Source organism: Brevibacterium sediminis, assembly GCF_013623905.1.
Lineage (GTDB): Bacteria > Actinomycetota > Actinomycetes > Actinomycetales > Brevibacteriaceae > Brevibacterium > Brevibacterium sediminis.
Genome location: NZ_JABKDD010000001.1, coordinates 517,955 through 539,017 on the forward strand (window position 1 = coordinate 517,955; position 21,063 = coordinate 539,017).

Annotated in this window: 20 protein-coding genes and 1 tRNA gene; 14 read left to right on the forward strand and 7 right to left on the reverse strand. The window is 64.7% G+C overall.

Annotated elements, in window-relative coordinates; genetic code table 11:
* The first annotated feature begins 61 nt into the window (after window positions 1–61).
* The 6 genes from HK108_RS02380 to HK108_RS02405 are packed head-to-tail and all read left to right on the forward strand — an operon-like array spanning window position 62 to window position 5,963.
* On the forward strand, window positions 62–3,100 hold the full coding sequence (locus HK108_RS02380) for a DUF4040 family protein (RefSeq protein WP_181270470.1): 3,039 nt from the start codon (window positions 62–64) through the stop codon (window positions 3,098–3,100).
* Window positions 3,097–3,429, forward strand: a complete 333-nt coding sequence (locus tag HK108_RS02385) for a sodium:proton antiporter (RefSeq protein ID WP_139467048.1) — start codon at window positions 3,097–3,099, stop codon at window positions 3,427–3,429. The genes HK108_RS02380 and HK108_RS02385 overlap by 4 nt, the downstream gene beginning before the upstream one ends.
* The gene (locus tag HK108_RS02390; RefSeq protein WP_181270471.1) at window positions 3,426–4,943 is read left to right on the forward strand and encodes a monovalent cation/H+ antiporter subunit D family protein; all 1,518 of its coding nucleotides are present in this window, start codon (window positions 3,426–3,428) and stop codon (window positions 4,941–4,943) included. Before HK108_RS02385 ends, HK108_RS02390 begins: the two co-directional genes overlap by 4 nt.
* Window positions 4,943–5,317 carry a Na+/H+ antiporter subunit E gene (locus HK108_RS02395; RefSeq protein ID WP_139467420.1) on the forward strand — a complete coding sequence of 125 codons (375 nt, stop codon included), beginning with the start codon at window positions 4,943–4,945 and terminating at the stop codon, window positions 5,315–5,317. Before HK108_RS02390 ends, HK108_RS02395 begins: the two co-directional genes overlap by 1 nt.
* A complete protein-coding gene (locus HK108_RS02400; RefSeq protein ID WP_139467051.1) occupies window positions 5,314–5,574 on the forward strand; it encodes a monovalent cation/H+ antiporter complex subunit F in 261 nt (86 codons plus the stop codon). The genes HK108_RS02395 and HK108_RS02400 overlap by 4 nt, the downstream gene beginning before the upstream one ends.
* A complete protein-coding gene (locus tag HK108_RS02405; RefSeq protein ID WP_101545629.1) occupies window positions 5,574–5,963 on the forward strand; it encodes a cation:proton antiporter in 390 nt (129 codons plus the stop codon). The genes HK108_RS02400 and HK108_RS02405 overlap by 1 nt, the downstream gene beginning before the upstream one ends.
* Window positions 5,964–6,008: 45 nt before the next feature.
* On the opposite strand, the gene HK108_RS02410 is transcribed toward HK108_RS02405, so the two are convergent.
* Window positions 6,009–6,731 carry an alpha-ketoglutarate-dependent dioxygenase AlkB family protein gene (locus HK108_RS02410; protein ID WP_139467053.1) on the reverse strand — a complete coding sequence of 241 codons (723 nt, stop codon included), beginning with the start codon at window positions 6,729–6,731 and terminating at the stop codon, window positions 6,009–6,011.
* 56 nt (window positions 6,732–6,787) lie between these two features.
* On the opposite strand from HK108_RS02410, the gene HK108_RS02415 reads away from it, so the two are divergent.
* Window positions 6,788–7,456, forward strand: coding sequence for an alpha/beta fold hydrolase (locus HK108_RS02415; RefSeq protein WP_181270472.1), 669 nt, complete (start codon window positions 6,788–6,790; stop codon window positions 7,454–7,456).
* A gap of 68 nt (window positions 7,457–7,524) precedes the next feature.
* On the opposite strand, the gene HK108_RS02420 is transcribed toward HK108_RS02415, so the two are convergent.
* Window positions 7,525–8,736: an NAD(P)/FAD-dependent oxidoreductase gene (locus tag HK108_RS02420; RefSeq protein WP_139907967.1), complete on the reverse strand. Its 1,212-nt coding sequence runs from the start codon at window positions 8,734–8,736 to the stop codon at window positions 7,525–7,527.
* 162 nt (window positions 8,737–8,898) lie between these two features.
* Between HK108_RS02420 and HK108_RS02425 the strand changes: the two genes are divergently transcribed.
* The 4 genes from HK108_RS02425 (at window position 8,899) to HK108_RS02440 (ending at window position 12,245) form a co-directional block, all read left to right on the forward strand.
* A tRNA-Ala gene (locus HK108_RS02425) sits at window positions 8,899–8,971 on the forward strand.
* A gap of 117 nt (window positions 8,972–9,088) precedes the next feature.
* A complete protein-coding gene (locus HK108_RS02430) occupies window positions 9,089–9,445 on the forward strand; it encodes a DoxX family protein (RefSeq protein WP_229663912.1) in 357 nt (118 codons plus the stop codon).
* Window positions 9,446–9,606: 161 nt separating this feature from the next.
* On the forward strand, window positions 9,607–10,959 hold the full coding sequence (locus HK108_RS02435; RefSeq protein ID WP_139907968.1) for a GH1 family beta-glucosidase: 1,353 nt from the start codon (window positions 9,607–9,609) through the stop codon (window positions 10,957–10,959).
* Window positions 10,960–11,024: 65 nt separating this feature from the next.
* Window positions 11,025–12,245: an MFS transporter gene (locus HK108_RS02440; protein WP_139907969.1), complete on the forward strand. Its 1,221-nt coding sequence runs from the start codon at window positions 11,025–11,027 to the stop codon at window positions 12,243–12,245.
* 35 nt (window positions 12,246–12,280) lie between these two features.
* On the opposite strand, the gene HK108_RS02445 is transcribed toward HK108_RS02440, so the two are convergent.
* The 4 genes from HK108_RS02445 to HK108_RS02460 all read right to left on the reverse strand — a co-directional run bounded on the left by HK108_RS02445 (window position 12,281) and on the right by HK108_RS02460 (window position 16,302).
* Complete coding sequence (locus HK108_RS02445) at window positions 12,281–12,823, reverse strand: YdeI/OmpD-associated family protein (protein WP_139907970.1); 543 nt, start codon at window positions 12,821–12,823, stop codon at window positions 12,281–12,283.
* A 112-nt stretch (window positions 12,824–12,935) separates the two neighbouring features.
* Window positions 12,936–14,465, reverse strand: coding sequence for a 3-hydroxyacyl-CoA dehydrogenase NAD-binding domain-containing protein (locus HK108_RS19045; RefSeq protein WP_139907971.1), 1,530 nt, complete (start codon window positions 14,463–14,465; stop codon window positions 12,936–12,938).
* Window positions 14,462–15,373, reverse strand: a complete 912-nt coding sequence (locus HK108_RS02455; RefSeq protein ID WP_139907972.1) for a beta-keto acid cleavage family enzyme — start codon at window positions 15,371–15,373, stop codon at window positions 14,462–14,464. Before HK108_RS02455 ends, HK108_RS19045 begins: the two co-directional genes overlap by 4 nt.
* On the reverse strand, window positions 15,370–16,302 hold the full coding sequence (locus HK108_RS02460) for a TetR family transcriptional regulator C-terminal domain-containing protein (RefSeq protein ID WP_181270473.1): 933 nt from the start codon (window positions 16,300–16,302) through the stop codon (window positions 15,370–15,372). The genes HK108_RS02455 and HK108_RS02460 overlap by 4 nt, the downstream gene beginning before the upstream one ends.
* A gap of 193 nt (window positions 16,303–16,495) precedes the next feature.
* Between HK108_RS02460 and HK108_RS02465 the strand changes: the two genes are divergently transcribed.
* Window positions 16,496–17,869, forward strand: a complete 1,374-nt coding sequence (locus HK108_RS02465; RefSeq protein ID WP_139907974.1) for a pyridoxal phosphate-dependent decarboxylase family protein — start codon at window positions 16,496–16,498, stop codon at window positions 17,867–17,869.
* A gap of 70 nt (window positions 17,870–17,939) precedes the next feature.
* Here HK108_RS02465 and yczE read toward each other — a convergent pair whose 3' ends face one another.
* On the reverse strand, window positions 17,940–18,635 hold the full coding sequence (yczE, locus tag HK108_RS02470; protein ID WP_139907975.1) for a membrane protein YczE: 696 nt from the start codon (window positions 18,633–18,635) through the stop codon (window positions 17,940–17,942).
* A 108-nt stretch (window positions 18,636–18,743) separates the two neighbouring features.
* Between yczE and yczR the strand changes: the two genes are divergently transcribed.
* On the forward strand, window positions 18,744–20,234 hold the full coding sequence (gene yczR, locus HK108_RS02475; RefSeq protein WP_139907976.1) for a MocR-like transcription factor YczR: 1,491 nt from the start codon (window positions 18,744–18,746) through the stop codon (window positions 20,232–20,234).
* A gap of 41 nt (window positions 20,235–20,275) precedes the next feature.
* Window positions 20,276–21,055 (forward strand): YggS family pyridoxal phosphate-dependent enzyme, encoded by a 780-nt coding sequence (locus HK108_RS02480; RefSeq protein ID WP_139467073.1) that lies wholly within the window; start codon window positions 20,276–20,278, stop codon window positions 21,053–21,055.
* Window positions 21,056–21,063: the final 8 nt, after the last annotated feature.

Below are 21,063 nucleotides of genomic sequence, written 5' to 3' on the forward strand. Positions count from 1 at the left end.
GCACGAAGGATCAGTGAGTGAAGGAACGATCACCTGTGCCCGCGGCCGTTGAGGCCCGGTCATGATCCTAACGCTAATCGCTCTGGCCGCACTCGTCGCACTCACCCCCGTTCTCACCCGTTCTGCGGGTCGGGAGAGCGGCTGGCCGTTGGCGATCGCCTATCTCGGCGTGGCAGCCCTGTTCACTCCCACCGCCGCCGAGGTGATGGCCGGGAGGAATCCGGAAGTGTCCTACCCCTGGATTCCCAGCCTCGGGGTGGACCTGGCGCTGCGCGCCGACGGAATCGGTGTCGTGTTCACCTATGTCGCGCTGATCATCGGTGCGGTCGTGTTCGTCTATTCGACGCGCTATCTCAGCCCTGGACGCAATACGAGCTTCTATTGGCTGATGGTGATCTTCACCTTCTCCATGGTCGCCCTTGTGTTGACCAACGATGTGCTCGTGCTGTTCGTGTGCTGGGAGCTGACGTCCCTGGCGTCGTTCTTCCTCATCGCCCGGTCCGGATCCCCCGGGCAGGCACCGGCCCTGCGGACGATGTTCTTCACCTTCATCGGCGGCCTCAGTCTGCTGGTGGCCACCGGAGTGATCATCGCCGTGACGGGGACGACGAACCTCGCCCAGGCGGTCAGCTCCCCGGTGTGGGCGGGCCAGCCCGAGGTCACGACGCTCGTGGCCCTGCTCGTCGGCGTTGCAGCCATGACGAAGTCGGCTCAGTTCCCGTTCCACCCATGGCTGCCCGATGCGATGGCCGCCGCCACCCCTGTTTCGGCCTATCTGCATGCCGCAGCCGTCGTCAAGGCCGGCATCTTCCTCATGCTCCGGTTCTCACCGACCTTCCACGCCACGCCGGCATGGAACGTCCTGCTCGTGACGGCAGGACTCCTCACTGCCTGCCTGGGCGGCTGGTTCGCGCTCAACCAACATGACGTGAAGAAGCTCATGGCCTATTCGACCGTGTCCCAACTCGGGCTCATCACCGCGGTCATCGGGGTCGGCACCGAGGCTGCGATCGCCGCCGCCACCCTCCACGTCATCGCGCATGCACTGTTCAAGTCCGGCCTGTTCATGATGGTCGGCGTCGTCGATCACCTCGCCGGCACCAGAGACCTCGCACGTATTCCGAAGCTCATGCGCACTGCCCCGGCGGCGTTCACGGTGATGATCATCGGCTGTGCGTCCATGGCCGGGATTCCGCCGCTGTTGGGATTCGTGTCCAAGGAGGCACTGTTCGCAGCGCTGGGGGAGACCCCGGGCGGGCCCTGGGCCGGCTGGGTGGCTCTGCTCGTCGCCGTGGGTGCCTCGGTGCTCACCTTCGCCTACTGCGCGAAGACGGTCTGGGGCAGCTTCATCGACGGCCGCGAACCCGAGGAGCGCCGCATCCACCGCGGTTCACCCGTCATGCTCATCGCAGCGGCCCTGCCGATCCTGGCCTCGGTGCCCCTGAGCTTCGTCCTGTTCCTCTTCGACACCCCGCTCGACCAGGTGGTGCGGGCAGCGGTGCCAACAGCCTCGGAACACGTGCACCTGGCGCTGTGGCACGGGTTCAACATCGAACTGCTCGCCTCCGGGCTCATCATCGTCATCGGCGTGTTCATCATCCTCCGCCGATCACGAGTCTTCGTCTTCTTCCACAAAGCCACGCTGCCCTTCGACGGAGCCGATGTCATCGACTCACTGACGAAGACTCTCAAACGGCTGGGATACGGTCTCTCCGCCTTCGTCCGTCCCATGAACTCAGGGCCCTATCTCGCTCTGTCCCTGGGCGGACTGAGCGTACTCGCCATCGGGGCCCTGCCTGTCGTCTTCGCCGAACTGCCGCCGCTGCAGGAGAACCTCAGCCGTCCGGTGGACATCATTCTGCTCATCCTCATCACCGTGGCTGTGCTCGTCCTCTGCACCTCGCACTCACGACTGACCACCGTTGTGGCGCTCTCGGCCATCGGCATCCTCGCCACCGTGCAGATCCTCGCTCTCGGCGCCCCCGACGTCACCCTGACACAGCTGCTCGTCGAAGCGATGACGATCATCGTCATCATGCTCGTGCTGCAGAAGCTGCCGCGCTCGTTCTGGAAGTACCCGAAGCGCAAGCAGACACCGCGTCTGCTCCTGGCGATCATCGTCGGCGCGAGCGTCGCCGGACTGACTCTGGCGCTCAACGGCCGTCGGGAACGCTCCGCCCTCGGCCAGTACTATCTCGACAAGGCTCCGGAGATCAGCGGCGGAGACAACATCGTCAATACCATCCTCGTCGAATTCCGTGCACTCGACACCCTCGGTGAGCTGACCGTCCTCGGCATGGCCGGAATCGCGATCGTCGCGGTGATGTCGACGGTCAAGGACAAGTTCATCGACCCGCCGGCCGAGAACATTCCGGAACCGCCCAGGCCCCCGTGGGTGTCGATCCGCCCCAAAGGCACCACCGCATATCGAGCTGTCCACGAGGCGTGGCCGAACGTCATCCCTCTGCAGCTGACTCTGAAGGTTCTCGGGCCGCTGCTGGCGCTGAGCTCCCTGCTCATCTTCTGGCGCGGTCACAATTCTCCGGGAGGCGGATTCATCGCCGCCCTCGTCGGTTCCGCCGTCATCGGTCTGGCCTACCTGTCCACGCCGAAGGACCGGGCACTCGGTCCGCCGCGCGCGCCGCTCTATCTCATCGGCTCCGGAGTCGCCACGGCGGTGGTCACAGGAATCATCGGTCTCCTGCTCGCCGGTTCGTTCCTCCAGCCCATGCACACGGAATTCGCCGGTCAGCATTGGACGACATCGATGCTCTTCGACGTCGGCGTCTACTTGGCGGTACTCGGCCTCATGCTGCTCTCGTTCAACCTCCTCGGTGTCTCGGACTCCGCGGCCACGCCGGCCGGAGACGATGTGCTCACCAACGGCATCATCCGCCGCGACGTCGAACGCACCCGCGAACGTGCCGATGAACTGCTCTACGGTGAGCTGAGCGGTCCGATGGAGGCCATCCGCGGGGAACGCCCCGAACGCAGCCGCCGCCGCGGCGTCGAAGCGTCCGGGGAGGCGAAGGTGCGCGCGAATTCGACGCATATCCTCCACGGGGATCCACCAGCCGACGGAGATGAGGAGGAAGCATGATCCTGGCACTGACGATCGGCGTCCTCACCACAGGCGGCGTCTACCTCATGATGCAGCGCTCCATGGTCCGGGGAGTCTTCGGTCTCACCCTCATCTCCCATGCCGCGAACTTCATCCTGCTCTCGGCTGGCGTCGGCGCGTGGAGAGGGGAACCTCTGGCCGGGCGCGGTGACCTCGCCGAGGCGGCCGATCCGCTGCCTCAGGCCTTCGTCCTCACCGCCATCGTCATCACCTTGGCGGTGACCATCTTCATGCTCGCGCTGGCCGTGCTCGGCCACGATGACGATCAGAAACGCAATCCCGAGACAGGGGAGGAGCGCGACTCATGAACTCCGCACTGCTCCTCCTGCTCATCGGCATCCCGCTCCTGGCCTCGGCCCTGAGCGTGCTCATCACCTCACGCACCTTCGACCGGCTGCTCCTGCTCGCCGTTCCTGTGCTCGTCGGCGGCAGTGGCATCGTCCTGCTCGGGGTGCACGCCTCGACCTCGGTGATCGCCCATTCGGTCGGTGACTATGTGCCCGGCCTGGCGATCGTGTTCGTCTCGGACACGTTCACCGCGCTCATGCTCGTGCTCACCTCGCTCGTAGCGCTCGTCAGCAGCCTGTTCCTCATCTCCACCGGAGAGGACCAGTACAGATTCGTCCCGGCCCTCATCCTGATGATGCTCACCGGCGTCTACGGTGCGCTGCTGACCGGTGATCTGTTCAACTTCTTCGTCTTCGTCGAAGTGTTGATGCTGCCCGCTTACGCTCTCATCGCCGTCACCGGTACCTGGCGCAGGCTCGGCATCGGACGTCTCTACGTCATGGTCAACCTGCTGACCTCGACGATGCTGCTCATCGGTGTCGGGTTCGTCTACGGAGCCACCGGAACCGTCAACCTCGCTGTCCTGGCAGATCAGGGCCGCCCGACCGGACAGGCCGCGATCGCTCTGGGCGTGGTGCTGCTCTCCCTGTTCGTCAAGGCCGGCGGCGCGCCCTTCCACGGGTGGCTCGTCCGCTCCTATCCGAACACCTCGGCGGGAATGATGTCGCTGTTCTCCGGTCTGCATTCGAAGGTCGGGCTCTATGCGATCTATCGCATCTACACCACCGTCTACGGTGAACCTGCCCCGTGGGCGACCGTCATCCTCATCGTCGCGGTGGCCAGCATCCTCATCGGTGCGGTCTCCGGATTCGGGCAGGTGCGGGTGCGCAACGTGCTCGGATTCCAGATGACGGCTGGTGTGGGCCATATCCTCATCGGCGTCACACTGCTGACTTCGGCGGCTCTCGGTGCCGGTGCTTTCTACATGATGCACCACATGATCACGATGGCAGGCCTCCTGCTCATCATGGGTGCCGTCGAACAGACCTACGGCACCGGTTCCTTCCGCAAGCTCTCGGGGCTCGCCTCACGAGAGCGGTGGGCGACCGTCCTCATGATCCTCGGACTCTTCTCACTCGTCGGTCTGCCGCCGACCTCGGGACTGTGGGGCAAGGTCGGACTCGTCAGGGCCTCCACGGACACCGGCGGCGGCTTCGGATGGGTCCTGGTCGCCGTCATCGTCGCGGGCGCACTGATCAGTCTGCTGGCGCTTCAGCGCACCTGGCGCAACACTTTCTGGGGACCGCCGATGCAGACGTTCCGTCCGGACTCGGCTGAGACCGGGCGTGCTCCGGCCGAACCGATCACGCGCAGCGTGCGCATCCCGGGCCGACTGCTGGTGCCCGCCACGATCATGATCGGGCTGTCCGTTGCGCTCTTCTGCTTCCCGGAGCCTCTGCTCGCCCTCACGCATCGGGCAGCCGAAGGTCTGCTCGATCACAGTGACTACATCGAGGCGGTGATGGCACCGTGATGCGAGTCATCCACGGCATCTCATACGTCGGCTTCATCGTCTGGGCGATCATCACGGGCTCGGCGACCATCATCTCCCGACTCTTCCGCAGCGACTACGCCCAGCCGATGATCGTCGAACTGCCGATGCGCTGCGCCACCGACCTCGAAGTCACGCTCTTCGCATCGTCGATCACCATCACTCCCGGCACCCTGGTGACAGCGATCGCCGCCGGCACGTCGACGACCCCGCCGGTGATCTTCGTCCATGCTCTGTTCGAGGAGTCGGAGGAATCCGCTCTCGACGGACTCATCGATATGGAATCCCGACTGCTGTCCATGACCCGCGGACGAGCACCGGGGCCACACGCCGATCCGCAGGGAGGCCGTCCGTGATCGTCATCGCAAGCATCTGTGCGGTCATCCTCGCCGCCGCCATCATCATCGGCCTCATCCGCGTGCTCACTGCTCGCGATCAGGGCTCACGCGCGGTGGTCTCGGACCTCATCTACTTCTCGGCGATCGCCATCGTCACCATGCTCGGCATCACCGTGTCCTCGTCGATCGTCCTCGATGTGATCTTCCTGTCGTCCATGGTGGGCATCCTCGCCACGATCGCTCTGTCCCGAATCCTCACGAGGGGGCACCGCTGATGAATGAAGCACTCGCCACGACCCTCGTCGGGATCTTCGGGATCACCGGCTCCCTGCTGCTGCTCGGCTCCGCTCTGGCGATGTTCAGGGTCCGTGATGCCCTGTCTCGGATCAATGTGTTCTCTCCGGCCACCGGACTGGGTATGCCGTTCATCGTCATCGCGGCCTTCATCTACGACCTCTACGCGTCCGGGTTCTCCTGGAGTTCGCTGATCATGGCGGTCATCGCCGTGCTGTGCCTGATCATCGTGTCCTCGGTTGCGAGCAACACCCTGGCCAGGTCGGCGGTGCTCTCCGGACAGCCGGTATTCCGGAAGACGTCACCGAATCGGCTGGCAGCGCCGCCCGAAGGGGTTGTCGACATCGACCCCGACGCGAAGGACTCCTGAGCCGACTCAGTCAGTCGGGTCTGCCCGGCCATTGATCACGTGAGCTCAGTTCCGTCCGGTCGTGCGCATCGTGATGTTGATCCTGCCCCCGCCGAGGTGGTTCAGTCGTCCCGCATCCGGTGCAGTTCCCGGCTGGATCGACCTGACCCCGTGGTAGGCGAAGCGGGCAGGGCCGCCGAAGACGAAGGCGTCACCCGAGGCCAACCGCAGATCCTCGAAGGGACGGTTACGTGTCTCCGTGTTCCCGAACCGGAAGAGGCACGTATCGCCCAATGACAAGGAGACGACAGGAGCAGGGTCGAATTCGTCCTTGTCTTGGTGCATACCCATCTTCGCGTGCTCGTCGTAGTAGTTCACGAGGGCCACATCCGGGTGGTAGTCGGCGGGGTCGAATCCCCACGCGGCGGCTGTACCCGGGGCGAGATCCGGTGCAGCCTCGACGACCGCTGCTGTGGACTGCAGAACCTGGCGGCCCAGACGGGTCATCCAATCGGGGAAGGGCAGCACCACCTTGTCGTTGACGTCGACGGCGCGGCGGTCGTAGCGCCCGGGCTGCCAATGCCAGCCCAGCCCGATCGTCGTGACACTCATCGGATGCCCTGCGATCGTCGTCGCATGGGGAGGAACCGGACCGGACTGCCAATCGGCATAGCGGGCGATGATCCACTGCTGCGCCTCGGCGCTGAGGAAACCCGGTACCCAGACCGCGCCGGGGGCGACGATTCTCGGTCGGCGGTCGAAGGCCTCATCGGCGAAGAGCGAATCCATGTCTACCAGGATGCCAGAGCGGGATCTAGAATGATCACGAGACCCGAGGAGACGCGATGAACGCAGCCAACACGCAATTGATCTTCCTCCACGGCGCCGGTGAGCGCGCCGATGTCTGGGACGACGTCATCGCCGAACTGCCGGCCGATTGGTCGTGCAACGCCATCGACCTCGGCGAACTCGGCGTCATCGACGACGGAATGTTCGACTTGTCCGACGCCGCGGATCGAGTTCTACAGAGGATCGAAGCGGAGCAGTCGACAGTGGTCTGCGGACTCTCTCTCGGTGCGATGGTGGCGACGGCGGTCGCGGCTCGAGCCGACCCCGGCGCACTCGACGCGCTGATTCTCTCCGGTGGACAGGTGAGGCCGCCGAAGTGGATGATGCGCCTGCAATGGCAGATCTCCATCCGACTGCCGGAACGGGCATTCGCCGCATACGGTTCGACGAAGTCCGAGACCTTGGCCATGTACGCGGCGGTCGAAGCCGCCGATCTGCGGGACCGCCTCGGCGAGGTGAGGGTGCCGACTGCAGTGTGGTGCGGAACGCGGGACATCGCGAACAGGCCTGCGGCCAGGGAGTTGGCGGAAGGCATCGACGGAGCCGAACTCCGGTTCGTCCCCGGGATGGGCCATGACTGGCACCGCAGTCATCCGGCGGCTTTCGCAGCGCACCTGCGCGAATTCCTCTCTGCCACGTCGGCACGCACGCCGCGGGGCCGGTGACATTCGGTCACCGGCCCCGCGGAGTCGACGATGGATCGCCGATCCGTCCGACTCGGACGTTCTCGGACTCAGAGTTCGCCGACCGGCACCTGTTCGTCGGCGAGACGGTCGGCGCTGACTTCCTTGCCGATGAGGGCGCGGAGCTCGTCGCCGTAGTCCCAGACATTGACGTTCATGGCCGCGGTGACCTTGCCGGCTCGGTGCCAGAACACGATGAATTCGCCGCTGGACTTGTCGCCGCGGATGACGACGTCGTCCTCGGATTCGCCTTGACCGACGTATTCCATGCCGAGGTCGAACTGGTCGGTGTAGAAATACGGCTGCCAGTCGTAGGTCTTGGTCCCGCCGCTGATCGTCGAGGCTGCGACCTCGGCCTGGCGAACTGCATTGTCCCAGTGCTCGACGCGCAGACGTTCACCGCGCAGAACGTTCTTCGCATTCGCGATATCGCCGATGGCAAAGATGCTGCCATCAGAGGTGCGCATCTGTTCGTCGACGATCACGCCGTTCTCGGTCGTCAAACCCGCCGAGGTGGCCAGATCGACGGCGGGATCCGCGCCGATTCCGATGACGACGAGATCGGCGGGTACACTTCCGGCAGACGTTTCGACGGCCTCGACAGCGGAGTCACCGGTGAAGGCTGTCGTGTCCGCGTTCTTGAGGAAGTTCACTCCGTTCTTTCGGTGCAGGTCTTCGAAGTACTCTCCGAGCTCCTGCCCGAGGACACCGGAGAGCGGGGGAGCATCGGTGTGGAGGATGACCGTGACATCGCAGCCGTGAGACTTCGCTGCGGCCGCAACTTCGAGGCCGATCCAGCCGCCGCCGATGATCGCGACCTTCTTGCCCTCACCGAACTGGGACCGGATGGCCACGGCATCCCCGGCGTCGCGGAGAGTGTGGATGTTGCCCAGTTGAGCGCCGGGGACATCAAGAGTTCGGGGCACCGATCCGGTCGCGAGGATCACCTGACCATAGGACAGGTCACCGCCGTTGTCGAGAGTAAGGGTCTGAGCATCTGTGTCGACCGCGGTCACCGAGGTGCCGAAGAACGTCTCGACGTCGTGGGCCGAGTACCAGTCTTCTCCTCGGAGGGCCGAGTCGGCGGGATCCGAACCCTCGATCATCACCTTCTTCGACAGATCCGGGCGGTAGTACGGAGCTGCGGGATCGGTGCCGACGAGCGCGATCCGAGCGGTGTAACCGGCATCCCGCAGCGATTCGACCACGGTGCCTCCTGCCAGGCCTGCGCCGATGACGACTGTTCCGAATTCTTCTGCCATTGTCGGTCCTTTCGTAGAGGGGACTCTCGTTCGACTGTACTCGCCGAGTTCAAGTGGCTCCACCGGGCCCGCCCCAGGTGACACACTGTGCCTCACGAGGTCCCATACCGCTCGTGCGATTTTGATCAAGGGCAGGGGGCAGGCGTAAGCTGAAGTCGAAAAGGGGCTATAGCTCAGTTGGTAGAGCGTCTCGTTCGCAATGAGAAGGTCAGGGGTTCGATTCCCCTTAGCTCCACGCATCTCTCCGTCGAGTCGTTCGATGCCGAATATTGCGTTGTGGACCTCATGCAATCGAAGCCGGACGCCGGGTCAGGCGGCGCGTCGAAGCGAGCAGAGTCAGGACGGACGTGGAATGGACACGAAGACGGCGACCATGACCGGCGTCCTGGGCCTTGCCGGGGTTGCCCATTTCGCCCGACCCAAGCTCTTCGACTCCATCGTCCCGCCTCGGTTGGGCAATCCACGTTTCTGGACCATAGCCAGCGGCGTCGCCGAACTCGGTTGTGCAGGGCTGTTGGCCAACCCGGCCACCCGGCGCCTCGGCGGTGTCGCTTCTGCCGCGCTCATGGTCGGCGTCTTCCCGGCCAACATCTACACAGTGGTCAAGCAGTGGGACAATCCGAAGGGCCGAGCCATCGCCTGTGCGAGACTGCCTCTGCAGATCCCGCTCGTGTGGGCATCGGCGGCGATTGCCGCTGAATCCGACTGATTCTCCTCCTGCACACCCGAACCTCCTGCCGCGATCAGTCCTGAGCTGACCGTTCGCGACGCCCCCTACGCGCCGCCCGTCCTCCTCGCAGAGTGAAGACCTGGCTGCAAGGTTCCGGATCATCTGTTGCAGGCCCTCACCAACCGTGACATATTCGACTCATGGTGGGGAATCTTCCAAGCAATGTCGAGACTTTGGCCGAAATGCACTTCTCTGCGGCCACAGCTGCCTTCCAGATCGAAGGGGCGCGCAGCGCAGATGGTCGCGGCCGCAGCATGTGGGATGACTTCGTTGACACGCCCGGCAACATCATCGACGGCAGCACTGCCGAACCCGGTCCCGACAGCTATCACCGCTTCGATGACGATATCGCGATGCTTGCCGACCTCGGTGTCGACCGGTACCGGTTCTCCATCTCCTGGACCCGTGTCATTCCGAATGCCGGGACGGACGCCTCGGTGAATTCGGCGGGGCTCGACTACTACGACCGCCTTGTCGACGGACTCCTCGCCGCCGGGATCGCACCCGAACCGACGCTCTACCACTGGGACCTGCCGGTCGCACTCGAGGCGAACGGCGGATGGCTCAATCGCGACACAGCCCACCGCTTCGGTGACTATACGCAAGTGGTAGCCGGTCGCCTCGGTGACCGCGTTCGTCATTGGTACACGATCAACGAACCCGCATCGACATCGCTGCAGGGCTATGCGCTGGGGGAACTGGCCCCCGGGCGTACTCTGCTCTTCGACTCTCTGCCCACGGTCCACCACCAGCTGCTGGCCCACGGGATCGCCGCTCCAATTCTGCGCGAACACGGCGCAGTTCAAGCGGCGCCGACTCTCAACCACAGTCTCGTCCTCCCCGCTTCCGAGTCTGCCGACGACCATGCTGCGGCCGACCTGCTCGATGCGATTCACAACCGCCTCTTCACTGACCCGTTGCTCACTGGCCAATATCCCGACCTCAGCCCCTTCGGCGTCGAACTGCCGGTGGCCGACGGCGATATGGACCTGATCTCCGCACCGAACGAGGTCTACGGCTTCAACTACTACAATCCGACCACGGTCCGTGCCTCGACAGGACCGGTGCCGTTCGAGATGGTGCCCACCCCCGGGGCGCCCGTGACCGGGTTCGGTCCCATGTGGCCGATCCGACCGGACACGATGCGCGACTTCCTCATCGACATGGGTCGACGCTACGGGTCCGCACTGCCGCCGATCATCATCACCGAGAACGGAGCCTCGTTCCCCGAACCCGACACCACCGATACGGAGATCATTGATTCCGAGCGGATCGACTATCTGCGTGACCACCTCGGCGCGGTGAGTGAAGCGAAGGCAGCAGGTGTGCGCATCGACGGGTACACCGTCTGGTCGCTGTTGGACAATTTCGAATGGGCCGAAGGATGGAGCCAGCGCTTCGGCCTCGTACATGTCGATATGAACACCGGAACGCGGACACTGAAGGCGTCCTTTCGCTGGTATCGGGATCTCATCTCCGCGGTTCGGCCATGAGCGCGGTCAGCCCTCCGCCCCACCCAGGCGGCTCCGTTTCGCGAGTACGTGTATCGGTTGGGTGGATGGTGTGGTTCACACTCGCCTGGTTGGCGATCTGGACGGTTCAGCTGACACCGATCCAACTCCTCCTGCCACTTCAGCTCGACACTCAGAGCGGACACTGGATCGACGGAGTCGTCTGGTCCGGACTCGTCCTCTCGGCCGGCGGCCTGGCAGGTATCGCTGCCGCCCCCGTGGCCGGTCGGCTCTCTGACCGCACCCGTTCGCGGTACGGTCGGAGACGTCCTTGGGCGATCGGAGGATCGGTGCTCGCCGCACTCGGTCTCGTCCTCACCGGCAGCGCGGAAGGACCCCTGCTGGTCGGGGCGGCGTGGGTGGTCGCCTCGGTCGGCGTATCCGTGGCTTCTTCGGCGCTGACTGCACTCATCGCCGATCAGCTCGATGACCAGCGCGGTGCAGCCTCCGCTGCGGCCAGCTCGGCTCAAGCCGTCGGCGTCGTCGTCGGCGTCGCCACGATCGTGCTGCTCGGCCTGAGCGCCGGCGCATCCTATGCGGTGCTCGCCGGGTTCATCGTCGTCATCGGCACGGTCACTGCGCTACTGCTGCCCGATCCGCCGCTGCCGCATGCCGCCGTGCTCGAGTTCCATGCCCGTCGTGATCTCATTCGGCCGCGAGTGTCCTCACTTGTCGACCCGAGCTTCACCCGCCTGCTCCTCAGTCGCTTCATCGTCAACGTCGGCAATTCGTTCGGAACGTCGCTGCTGCTGTTCTTCCTGCTCTACGGGATCATGATCCCCGCCGCCGACGCCGAGGACCGCCTGCTCATCCTCATCGTCATCTACACGGTCTTCGTGGTGGCGGCCTCGATCCTCGTCGGCATGGTCACGGACAGACGAGGCAGCCGACGTTTCTGGACAGTCGTCGCCGCACTCGTCCAGGCCTGTTCGGGAATCATCATCCTCATCAGCCCGAACTTCACCATGACAGCAGTGGCGGCCGGAGTCATGGGTGCCGGATACGGAGCCTATATGGCGGTCAGTCTCGCCCTGGCCACGGATCTGCTGCTCGACCCGGACGACCATGCTCGCGACCTCAGTCTCGTCAACAGTTCCGCGAACCTCGGCCAGCTGATCGGTCCGCTCCTGGGCGCCGGGCTCGTTGCCTTGGTCGGTGGGTTCTGGCTGCTCTTCGCGGCCGCCGCGGTCGTCTCCGTGCTTGGGGCAGGACTGACGCTGACTGTGCACCCCTCACGTGCCGTGCTGCGGGCTCCGCAGCCGGACTGAAGCGCATCCGACTCGTCGGTCGGATGGGCTCTGGCTCAGGCCAGCCCGAGCAGCTTTCCGCTCTTCGACAGTTCCGGGTCCGTACATGAGGACAGATCGAAGCAGCAGGGACGACGTTTGCCGGACTCGAGCTTCGAGATTGCGACGTCGACACGGCGTGCCCGTGTATCGGCGTTCTTCGTCGACTTGATCCAGCGCACCCATTCCCACCGGGCCATCGGCGTGAGTCCGGCCCAGACATCGTCGAGATCACCGGCACCGTCGAGCGCCGCACGGAGGTCTGAGGGAACCGTCACCTCCGGCCAGTTCTTCGTCGGCGTCAGGCCGACCTCGATCCCCGCTCCTTCTCTCTTCCCAAGCTTCTCCCACTGGTCGTCATCGAGACTGATCCAATGACCGCGACGTCCGTCGGGTTCGATGACAGTGCTGAATTCGGTGCCGTCGAGGGTGCCCGTGACTGCGACCTGGCCGCGTGAGGGCAGCTGATCGCTGGCGTCCTGAGGCAGGCGCAGAATCGGCCGGTCGAAGAGCAGCTCGGCGTTCGCAGTGAAAGTGACGTCGGCAGTCGTGGCGGTCATGGTGACTCCTCAAAGTACGGATGCTCGGGTCGGGACACTCGGCTTCTGTTGAACCAATGACTTTCAGAATAGCGGCACGAGGCGGTGCCGGCTTCTTGATTCCTGACGTACTTCAGCCGATCGCCCGACCCACCCAATCCGGGCGCTCCATGTCGATCTGTGAGATCCGTTCCGCCACTGTGTCCGGGAAGGGCACGACTCGGTCCTCCGCCTGGTCGACGTGGAGGGCCATGATCTCCTCGGTCGATACGAGGCGCTCATCGACGTACATCTCATAGGCCAGGTGCAGCTTCTTCTCAGCAGCACTTACGAGGTGCGGGACGACGGTGATCCTATCGCCGAGGGCCGCCTCGTCGAGGTAGCGGATATGGGATTCGACGGTGTACAGGGACGCTTTTGCACTTACCCGGTAGGCGGCATCGAGACCGAGCTGATCCATCACCTGATCGGTGGCGAAACCGAACACGAGAACGTAGAAGGCCTCGGACATGTGCCCGTTGTAATCGATCCACTCGGACACGACTTCGGTGCTGTACGTACCGAGGATTGTCGCCGAGGCGGCCCTTGACATCGGTGCGGACGTCGGGGGAGCAGCAGAGGAGGGAGGAGCGCCTGCCACGCCGTCCGCAGACTCACTATCACCGGAGTCTGCCGTGGTGGTGGCTAACTGGTCGGTGAGCCGACGCAGGGCGATGATTCCGGCATCACGATGCGCCACGAGGTCGGCGATGGACCGCTCACCGGCCTCGATATCGCAGCCGGCCACGACATCGTCACGCAGCTGCTGACTGAGCTTCGGGGCGGTCAGCCGCGTCCACGGAGACTTCAGCGAGGGGCCGAAATGGTCGAGCATATGCGCCATTCCGCCCTCGCCGCCGGCGAGGTGGAAGGTGAGCATCGGTCCCTGGAACGGCCACCGCAGACCGGGGCCATCGGTGATCGAGCGGTCGATCTGCTCGACCGTGGCCTCGCCCTGCTCGACCATGTACAGGGCCTCGCGCCACTGAGCTTCCTGCAGTCGGTTGGCGATGAATCCGGGGACTTCACGGTCCATGCGGATGACGGATTTGCCGATATGGCTGAAGAAGTCGGCGGCCCAGTCGACAGCAGCGGCCGATGTGGACCGGCCGCCGACGACCTCGACCAAGGGGATGAGGTAGGGCGGGTTGAATGGGTGGCCGACGACGAGTCGTTCGGGGTGGGCCGCCTCGGTGGCCATTTCGGTCATGCTGTATCCCGAGGTCGACGAGCTGATCACGATATTCAGTGGGCACACCTCGTCGATCTGGGCGAGCAGTCCGCGCTTGAGGGCGAGGTCCTCGGGTGCGGACTCCTGGACGAATCCGGTGCCGGCGACCGCCTCGGCGAGGTCGGTGTGCATCGACCAAGCGGTGCGGTCGGCTGACTCGACCATGTCGAGTTCGGCCAGGGCCGGCCAAGCCGCATCGAGGAGGCGCGCGAATTTCTCGCCGGCGTCCGGAGCCGGGTCCCAGATCTTCACCCGGTAGCCCTGTGCGAGGAAGTATGCGGCCCAGCCGCCGCCGATCGTTCCAGCGCCGACGCAGGTGATGGTGTCGATCGCGTCGAAGCCGAGGAACTCCGGCGTGTCGGGAAGGGGCGCGGCGGGGGTGGAATCGTTCACAGATCGCCTCCGGTGATGGTCGGTGTCTGCACGCGCAGATCGAGGATCTCGCGGGCCTCGTCAGGAGTGGCCACGGATGCGCCGAGGCCGGTGATGATGTCGACGGCACGAGCGGTGAGATCGGCGTTCGTGGCCTTGACGCCCTTGGACATGTAGAGGTTGTCCTCGAGTCCCACGCGGGCATGACCACCGGCGAGCACGGAGTGGGCCACCCACGGCAGCTGGTTGGCACCGATGGCAAATGACGTGAACTGCGCACCTTTGGGCAGCATGTTCACCATTGCAGCCAAGAGGCCAGGATCGGCCGGAGCACCGTAAGGGATGCCCATGCACAGCTGGTACAGGGGCGGGGCGTCGATGAGTCCCTCCTCGACCAGCACATTGGCGAACCACAGATTGCCGGTGTCGAAGATCTCCATTTCGGGACGCACTCCCAGAGTCTGGATGCGCTTCGACCCTTCGCGCAGCATGTCGGGGGTCGAGACATAGAGGTTCGAACCTTCGCCGAAGTTGAGGCTGCCGCAGTCGATCGTGCAGATCTCGGGCAGCAGCTCCTCGACGTGGGGGAGTCGGTCCAGGGCGTTGATGAGATCGGTGCCCGGCATCGTGGTCAGCGGATCCTGCGGATCGATGACGAGGTCGCCGCCCATCCCGGCGGTGAGGTTGATGACCGGGTCGACGTCGGAGGCGCGGATGCTGCGAACCACTTCGCGGTAGTAGGCGACTTCGCGCGAACCCTGTTTCGTCTCGAGGTCGCGGACATGGATATGGACCACCGACGCCCCGGCGCGGGCCGCCGCAATGGCATCGTTCGCAATCTCTTCGGGGCTGACGGGAACGTGTTCGCTCTTGCCGGTGGTGTCCCCGGCTCCTGTGACGGCACAGGTGAGGATGACCTTGCGGTTCATGATGACTCCTTCAGTCGATCGGCGGATGTTGCGGTTGTGGGTTCTGTGGGATGCATGATGGCGCGATCGAGGTAGGAGCGCAGACGCCGGGAGAAGGTCTCGGTGTCCATCACCCCGGTGAGCACCTTGATTCCGAGTCCGTCGAGGAGGGAGGTGAGTTCGTCGGCCATGGCACGTGGATCACCGCCTCGGAAGCAGCCGGTGCGCTGACCGTCCTCGAGCGTCGTCTGGACGGTGCGCGACCAGCGTTCGTAGCTGAGCGGATAGTTCGACAGAGCCGAACCTTCGAGGGCCATTCGAGTCCACGTCTGCAGCCAGATCGACCATTCGCCGCGTTCCGTGCGTCCCAGCGGGGACTGCAGCTTCAACAGACTTTCTAGTCTCTGCGCGGGGTCCGCGATGTCGTCAAGCCACGCGATCTGACGGTCGAAGGCGAGTTTGACCGAATAGTCGAGAGCGGCATCGAAGAGCTCGGACTTGTTGGCGAAGTAGTAATGGATGCTCGGCGCCGAGACCCCGGACGCCGCCGCGATATCGGCGATGCGCACCGCGTCGAAGCCGTACCGGCCGAACAGCGTCCACGCCGCCTCGGCGATCGTGCGTCTCGGGTTGGCGTCGTCGTCGTTGGCCGCAGCAGCTGCCGAGTTCGGCGGAAGCGCGGAGACCTGGGACTCGTCGCCAAGCAGCCACCGGACGGTCACACCTGTGGCGGTGGCCACGCCGAGGAGCTCATCGGCGGTGAAGCGGCGGCGACCTGACAGCGCCTTGGACAGCTTCGTCTCGTCGATGCCGATCACAGAGGCGATCTTGCGCTGCTTCAATCCGGACCGCCGGATGGCGTCCCGGACGCGGAGTCCGGTGGCCTCGGACCCCCTGTCGATCGTGCCGCGGGAATAATCCCCGGTTTCGGTCGTCTGCCCTCCTGCCATGGTGCCGAACCTACCTCAGCAACAAGTCCGCTCGCAAGTAAATATGAATAAGAGTCAGAACTTGCGATCAGTGACCATGGAGAGGAATTCGTGTCGATCCGAACCGTCCGAGGCACCACAAATCGGTTCTATGCGGATAGTCTCGTTATCGGTGGGCGATCCCCATCACCATCGACCGCGCCGAGGAGCCCCAATGACCGACAGTCTTCATTCCCGCATGCACGTTGTCTCCGATGAGACCCGAAACCTCGTGAATCTCGTGCTCGAGTACTCGCGTCGTCGGACTCTGGCCGAGGACACTCCGCTCGACCATCCCACGTCCGAAGCCGAGCTGCGTCGACTGGCCGGCCCCACCGTCACCGAGGAGGGGCTGGGATCAGCTCGGGCGCTGGCGATCTTCGAGCACATCTTTGCTCCGGCCTGCATCTCCACCGACCATCCGAAGTACCTGTCATTCATCCCCAGCGCTCCCACGAAGGCGGCTGTCGCCTTCGACCTGGTCGTCTCCGCCAGTGCTCTCTACGGCGGTTCGTGGCTCGAAGGTGCCGGAGTCGTCCATGCAGAGAACGAAGTCCTGCGCTGGCTGGCGGGAGAGTTCGGGCTGCCCGCTGGAGCCGGGGGAGTCTTCGTCCAAGGAGGTACGATCGGCAACCTCTCAGCTCTCGTCGCCGCCCGCAACGCACAGAAGGAGAAGCTCGGTGAGACTCGGCCGGGACGCTGGGTGATCGTGTGCAGCGCCGAAGCCCACTCCTCGGTCGCCTCCGCAGCCGAGGTCATGGATGTCGATGTCGCCCCGGTGGCCACCGGCGAGGACGGGATCCTGCGTCCCGACGGCGTGCGTGAGGCCCTGCTCGAACACGGGGACGCCGTGATCGCGGTGGTCGCCACCTCGGGGACGACGAACTTCGGCACCATCGATGACATCGCCGGCATCGCCGCTCTCAAGGACGAGTTCGACTTCTGGCTCCACATCGACGGCGCCTACGGTCTGGCCGCGATGCTCTCGCCGCAGGCACGCCACAAGTTCGCCGGAGTGGAGAAGGCCGATTCGCTCATCGTCGACCCTCACAAATGGCTCTTCGCTCCCTTCGACGCCTGTGCGCTCATCTACCGCGATCCGAATTCGGGGAGGCGAGCGCACACGCAGAAGGCCGAATATCTCGATACGCTCACCGACGCTCAGGATTGGAGCCCCTCGGACTTCGCCATCCAGCTGACACGGCGACCGCGTGGGCTGCCGCTGTGGTATTCGCTGGCCAGCTATGGTGCCGAAACGTATCGGGAGGCGATCGGCCATTCGATCGATCTGGCGCGTGAGATCGCCACGGAGATCAAGCATCGAGAGCATCTGCGGCTCGTGCGCGAACCCGAACTCTCGGTCGTCGTGTTCGAACGCGACGGTTGGCAGCGGTCGGATTATGACGCATGGTCGGATCGTCTGCTCGAGGACCAGCGCGCTTTCGTCGTCCCGAGCTCGCACCAGGGGCGGCCGAATGCCAGGTTCGCGATCGTCAATCCGCTGACGACGTTCGACGATCTCACCGACATCCTCGATTCGATGGAGTGAATGGATGCGTTCGATCCGTCCTTCACTGAGGTCCTCGATCTTCTGAGGGCCCCGCAGAGGTGACGGTCGCTCAGTCTTCGGGTGCATCCTCGGCGGCGGTCGTCGGCTTCGACCGGGGACGGAGTTCGACGGTGAAGGCGGGAAGCAGAGCCTGGGTGATCGGGCCGATCCCCAAGGCATAGAGGACTGTGCCGACCCCGACGACTCCGCCGAGAAGCCAGCCCACGGCGACGACGCTGACTTCGATGAGGGTGCGCACCAGTCGGATCGAGCGTCCGGTCACACGGGAGAGCCCGGTCATCAGCCCATCGCGGGGGCCCGGCCCGAATTGGGAGCCGATGTACATCGCCGAGGCGGCCCCGTTGAGGACGACGCCCGTGACCATGAGAGAGATGTTCCACCCGAGTTCTTCGGGCCGGGGCAGGAACAGGCGGGTGAGGTCGAGCGCCGGCCCGACGAGGAGGGCATTGAGAATCGTGCCGATCCCCGGCTGCTGGCGCAGCGGGATCCAGATGAGGAGTACGAGGAACGCGAGAATCGTGATGATGGTGCCGAAGGTCAGCGGCACGTGATTCTGAATGCCGGAGTGGAGGACGTCCCACGGCATCATGCCCAAGCCCGCGTTGACCATCATTGCCATCGAGGCACCGAAGAGGTAGAGGCCGAGGATCAGCTGGGGGAGACGCCGCCACAGCCGTCCGCCGCGCAGCTGTGCGATGGGACCGACGTTGGCCAGCTGACGCCTCGAGGCTCTCATCTTCGTCATGTGGTGGCTTTCTGAGGGTTGCGATCAGAGGGACAATTCCATCATGACCGAAATTGGACTTGTGCGATATAGCCACTTGCTGGAAAGTGGTCCCATGAGGTCAGAACCATGAGCACACCGGTCCTGGGAGCCAAACGACTCATCGGCATCATCGGAGACGGACCGTGGAAGGCGCCCGCATACGAATCGCTGGCCGCCGCAGTGGCCGCGGCGATCACCGACGGACGACTCCCGGTCGGCACGAGGCTGCCGAGCGAACGCGAACTCGCAGCCGCCTCCGGTCTCTCGCGCACGACGACGGGACGAGCGTACGCTCAGCTGCGGGAACAGGAATACATCCTCACTCGCCGAGGCTCCGGCAGCACCGTTCAGCTGCCCAGCGTCCCGGGCGGCCGCATCGACCACCTGCTCTCACCTGCCGGCGGCGACGAGTCGGAGGTCGATCTCACGTGCACCGCTCCGGTCGCACCTCCGGATATCCTCGACGCCTACGACCGGGCACTGTCACGTTTGGGTGCCTACCTGCCCGGCACCGGGTACTATCCTTCCGGGCTACCGGTGCTGCGGGAGATCATCGCCGATCGCTATACCCGGCGCGGCGCCCCGACCGACCCCGATCAGATTCTCATCACCTCCGGGGCACTCGGCGGTGCGGCCATCGCCGTCCGCGCCCTCCTCGACGTCGAACCCGATGAGTCCGCGCGCCGAGGCGGGGCACGGTCGACCTCGCGGGTGCTCATCGAAAGCCCCACCTATCCGAATGCGATCGCCACACTCGAAGGCGCGGGCGCCGCTCTCGTGACCTACCCCCTCGAGTTCGGAACTCAGGGGCACCATTGGGACATCGACGCCATGGAGCAGCTGATGGGACAGACACGTCCGCGCAGCGCCTATCTCATCCCCGACTTCCACAATCCGACCGGCGCACTGCTGCCCGAAGCCCAGCGCAGTGAGCTCGCGGAGGCTCTTCGTCGGCATCGAGTCGTCCCCGTCTTCGACGAATCCCTCGTCGAACTGGAACTCGAGGACGGCAGGATGGCCACTCCGATGTCCGCGCTGATCACGGACGCGGTGACAGTGGGCAGTGTGAGCAAGATCTATTGGGGAGGTCTGCGCATCGGATGGATGCGCATTCCCCGCCACCGGATCGGTCATTTCGCGTCCTCCCGGCTCGGACTCGACCTGGGAGCACCGGTCCTCGAACAGCTCGTCACGGTCGAACTCATGAGCAATCACGATGCTGTCGTCGCCGACTGCCGCTCCCGGCTCAGAGCCGCCCGAGACCTGCTCGCCGCACAGGTGAGGTCATGGCTGCCAGAGTGGAAGCTCATCGTCCCCTCCGGTGGAATGGCGCTGTGGGCCGAACTGCCGGAGGCACGTTCCGGGGTACTCTCGATCGCCGCGAGAAACCATGGTCTCCGCCTCGTCGCAGGACCGAACTTCGCCCCCGCCGGTGGACTCGATCGGTGGGTGCGCCTGCCCTATACGGTGACGGAGAGCGAACTGCAGCATGTGGGGCCGCGACTGGCCGCAGCCTGGGAGGAAGCCAAATCGATGACCGGACGTGGACCGACCGACCGGGCCCGCATCGTGGCGTGAACATCGCGGGCACGCAGGGAAAACCTGAGTACGATGACCGTATGGGAGACGACAGCGGACTCAGTCACGATGGGCAGTACTCGACGGCGACGACCGTCGGGGAGTTCCGAGCCAATATCGCCGAGGTGAAGCGCCGGATCGCCGCTGCCGCCGAGCGCGCCGGCCGGGACCGCGCCGACATCGAGCTGCTTCCAGTGAGCAAGACCGTACCCCAGGAACGCATCCGCCTCGCCGTTGCCGCCGGTTGTGCGAAGTTGGGTGAGAACAAGGTTCAGGAGGCCCACCGCAAATCCGAGGAGATGGCCGACCTCGACATCGATTGGGCTGTGATCGGGCACCTCCAGTCGAATAAAGCCAAGGACGTGGCGAAGTTCGCCAGCGAATTCCAGGCGCTCGACCGACTCAAAGTCGCCAGAGCCCTCGACCGTCGACTCGAAGCGGAAGGACGCAGCCTCGACGTGTATGTCCAGGTCAACACCTCCTCTGAGGACTCCAAATTCGGCATGCCGCCGGAAGAGCTCCTCGACTTCCTCAAGGAGGTGCGAGCCTTCGAGACTCTCAAGGTCCAGGGACTGATGACTTTGGCAGTCTTCTCTTCGGATATCGACCGTGTCCGTCCCTGCTTCCAGCTTCTGCGCGGTCTGCGCGACCAGGTTCGCGAAACCGATCCTGACCTTCTCGGCCTGGGGCGGCTGTCGATGGGCATGTCTGGTGACTTCGAAGTGGCCATCGAAGAGGGCGCAGACTGCGTCCGTGTGGGGCAGGCCATCTTCGGTCGACGAGCGCTGCCGGACTCCCACTACTGGCCCGAAGCCGACTGAACGGCCGA

What these genes read in the sequence shown, in the direction of transcription:
- HK108_RS02380 (WP_181270470.1), top strand. Translation starts at nt 62, where the DNA reads ATGATCCTAACGCTAATCGCTCTGGCCGCACTCGTCGCACTCACCCCC.
- HK108_RS02385 (WP_139467048.1), top strand. Translation starts at nt 3,097, where the DNA reads ATGATCCTGGCACTGACGATCGGCGTCCTCACCACAGGCGGCGTCTAC.
- HK108_RS02460 (WP_181270473.1), bottom strand. Translation starts at nt 16,302, where the DNA reads ATGGCAGGAGGGCAGACGACCGAAACCGGGGATTATTCCCGCGGCACG.
- HK108_RS02480 (WP_139467073.1), top strand. Translation starts at nt 20,276, where the DNA reads ATGGGAGACGACAGCGGACTCAGTCACGATGGGCAGTACTCGACGGCG.
- HK108_RS02445 (WP_139907970.1), bottom strand. Translation starts at nt 12,823, where the DNA reads ATGACCGCCACGACTGCCGACGTCACTTTCACTGCGAACGCCGAGCTG.
- HK108_RS02435 (WP_139907968.1), top strand. Translation starts at nt 9,607, where the DNA reads ATGGTGGGGAATCTTCCAAGCAATGTCGAGACTTTGGCCGAAATGCAC.
- HK108_RS02395 (WP_139467420.1), top strand. Translation starts at nt 4,943, where the DNA reads ATGCGAGTCATCCACGGCATCTCATACGTCGGCTTCATCGTCTGGGCG.
- yczE (WP_139907975.1), bottom strand. Translation starts at nt 18,635, where the DNA reads ATGACGAAGATGAGAGCCTCGAGGCGTCAGCTGGCCAACGTCGGTCCC.
- HK108_RS02390 (WP_181270471.1), top strand. Translation starts at nt 3,426, where the DNA reads ATGAACTCCGCACTGCTCCTCCTGCTCATCGGCATCCCGCTCCTGGCC.
- HK108_RS02405 (WP_101545629.1), top strand. Translation starts at nt 5,574, where the DNA reads ATGAATGAAGCACTCGCCACGACCCTCGTCGGGATCTTCGGGATCACC.
- yczR (WP_139907976.1), top strand. Translation starts at nt 18,744, where the DNA reads ATGAGCACACCGGTCCTGGGAGCCAAACGACTCATCGGCATCATCGGA.
- HK108_RS02455 (WP_139907972.1), bottom strand. Translation starts at nt 15,373, where the DNA reads ATGAACCGCAAGGTCATCCTCACCTGTGCCGTCACAGGAGCCGGGGAC.
- HK108_RS02420 (WP_139907967.1), bottom strand. Translation starts at nt 8,736, where the DNA reads ATGGCAGAAGAATTCGGAACAGTCGTCATCGGCGCAGGCCTGGCAGGA.
- HK108_RS02410 (WP_139467053.1), bottom strand. Translation starts at nt 6,731, where the DNA reads ATGGATTCGCTCTTCGCCGATGAGGCCTTCGACCGCCGACCGAGAATC.
- HK108_RS02430 (WP_229663912.1), top strand. Translation starts at nt 9,089, where the DNA reads ATGGACACGAAGACGGCGACCATGACCGGCGTCCTGGGCCTTGCCGGG.
- HK108_RS02415 (WP_181270472.1), top strand. Translation starts at nt 6,788, where the DNA reads ATGAACGCAGCCAACACGCAATTGATCTTCCTCCACGGCGCCGGTGAG.
- HK108_RS02465 (WP_139907974.1), top strand. Translation starts at nt 16,496, where the DNA reads ATGACCGACAGTCTTCATTCCCGCATGCACGTTGTCTCCGATGAGACC.
- HK108_RS02440 (WP_139907969.1), top strand. Translation starts at nt 11,025, where the DNA reads ATGGTGTGGTTCACACTCGCCTGGTTGGCGATCTGGACGGTTCAGCTG.